The organism is Synechococcus sp. H70.1 (genome assembly GCF_047502705.1).
Taxonomy (GTDB): Bacteria; Cyanobacteriota; Cyanobacteriia; order Thermostichales; family Thermostichaceae; genus Thermostichus.
The window spans coordinates 1-2,014 of sequence record NZ_JANSIV010000011.1 but is presented as its reverse complement, the minus strand read 5'-3'; the positions used below and the strand labels follow the sequence as shown (position 1 = coordinate 2,014).

The following is a 2,014-nucleotide window of genomic DNA, read 5'->3' as shown; positions in this document are numbered from 1 at the left end:
CGCCCACCCTGTTTTTTTTTATAGCAACGGCGCCCACCGACGTCTACCCGTATGGCTGGGTCGGCAGCGTCAGATGGGTAATAGTGACTGGTCTTGGGGGGGTGGGAGCTACCGGTCTGGGCCGGCTGCGGCTTCCCTCGCGGGGCAGGGAAAATGTTTTTCTCGCTCCAGCCCGAGGTGTACCAACCCCGCACCCGCTTTGACCAGGGGGGACGTCTGCAGCAGGTCCTTTCCGAGTACGGCGAGACCCGCCTCAACCTGTTTGGCGAAACCGGCCTCAGCGATCGCCTCACCCTCAACCTCAACACCAGCTACGTTTTCCTGGAAAATCGCTTTGCCAGCGGGGCTGAGACCGTTACCCAGCGCAACCAGGGCCTGCGGGATCTGGAGCTGGGCCTGCGCCACACCTGGGGAGAGGGGGATCCCTTTTTCTCGGCTCAATTGACGGCCCTGATCCCGCCGGGGTATGCCACCCAGAACACCCCCCTGCCCTTGGGCTATGGGGTTTTCGGCTACGACCTCAGCGCCGGCCTGGCCGCTTCAGGCGAGCTGGGATCCCTGCCCGCCTTTTTCGACTCCTGTCTGACCTTTCGGGACTACCTGGGCTACCCCGGCGACCGTCTCAAGGCCAACTTGACCTTTGGGGCAGATCTCAGCCCTGAGGTGCAGGCCATTGTGGCTTTGGATGGCGACTTCACCCTTGGCAACGGCGCCCCGCTCCTTTTTGGGGATCTGGCGGTGCAGGATCCCGACTACAACAACCTCAAGCTTTCCGGCCAGCTCAACTGGCGCCTAGAGAGGGGGCTGACCCTGGGGCTAGGGGGGTTTCAGTTTTTAACAGGCCGCAACACCAATGCCGGCGGCGGCTTCACCGGCTATGTGTGGCTAAGTTACTAAAACTCAACAAAATGTTGCGGGGTATCTGCCGCGGCAGCAGGGATCGGCAGAGGCAGATCTAGGATGAGACTTGGCAAACCTTGGCCTGGAGAACGGGTCCCATGCCTCGCTTTGAAAACATCGTTGCCGCCATCGACGGCAGCGGCCCCACCGAGCAAATGGTGCACACGCTGCTATCTTTGCCGGCCTTTGCCCAGTGCCACGTAACCCTGCTGCATGCGGTGCCTTCCCAGACCTCTGCTGAGGACATGCGCGCTGCCTGGCAAAAGGGGCAGGAGCTGTTGGCCCAGACGCTGCAGAGTTTTCCCCCGCGGCCTGGGCTAAAGATCAGTACCCAACTGGTGGAAGGGGATCCCAAGGTGGTGGTGTTGCAGGTGGCCGAGTCCCTGCCCAATCCCCTCATCGTAATGGGATCCCGCGGGCGCAACCGCATCATGGCCATTTTGCAGAACTCGGTCAGCCAATACGTCTTCCAGCTCGCCTCCTGCCCCATGCTGCTGGTTAAAGACGACGCCTACGTCAAATACCCCAGCCACGTCATGGTGGCCCTCAACAACTCCCCTGCCGCCCAGGCTGCCTTTGCCACAGCCCTGGATCTGGTTGCCGGTATCCCGGGAGCCCAGATTTTTCTGGCCTCGGTACAACTGGATGCCGACGCCCAAGGCCGGGACGAGGTTATAGACAAAGCCATTGCCACCCTCAAAAGCCGCCAAATTCCCCACCGGCTGTTTACAGCGGTCGGCGATCCCGGCGCCGAGATCGTCCGCTTGGCGGAAGAGAGCAAGGCCGACCTGTTGGTGATGGGATCCCCGGATCGCCGGCCCAGCATTGCCCGCAGCATCCCCGACTTGGATCGGCTGCTGGGGCGCTCCATCTCCGACTATGTGCGGGTGCACATCGGCTGCCCTGTGCTGATGGTGCGCTCGGCCCAAGACCGAGACTGAGGGATCCCTAAGGCAGGATAGAACGGCGCTCCGTCACGCGGTCGCTTTGCTGCTGGCGATCCGGACTGACGGCCCAAGCCTCGAAGATGAGTTCAGGGACGCCGGGGGGAATGGTCATGCGGGTGAGGGCTTGCCACCGTCCCTGGTCATCGCGAGAGAAGTCCAGCAACCAG

The 2,014-nt window shown here is 62.3% G+C and carries 2 protein-coding genes; both read left to right on the top strand.

Annotated elements, in window-relative coordinates:
• Positions 1–153: 153 nt before the first annotated feature.
• Entirely contained in the window at positions 154–897 is a 744-nt protein-coding gene (locus NW827_RS00630; protein ID WP_414503206.1) for a hypothetical protein, read from the top strand.
• 101 nt (positions 898–998) lie between these two features.
• Positions 999–1,841: a universal stress protein gene (locus tag NW827_RS00625; protein WP_414359664.1), complete on the top strand. Its 843-nt coding sequence runs from the start codon at positions 999–1,001 to the stop codon at positions 1,839–1,841.
• The last annotated feature ends 173 nt before the right edge of the window (positions 1,842–2,014 follow it).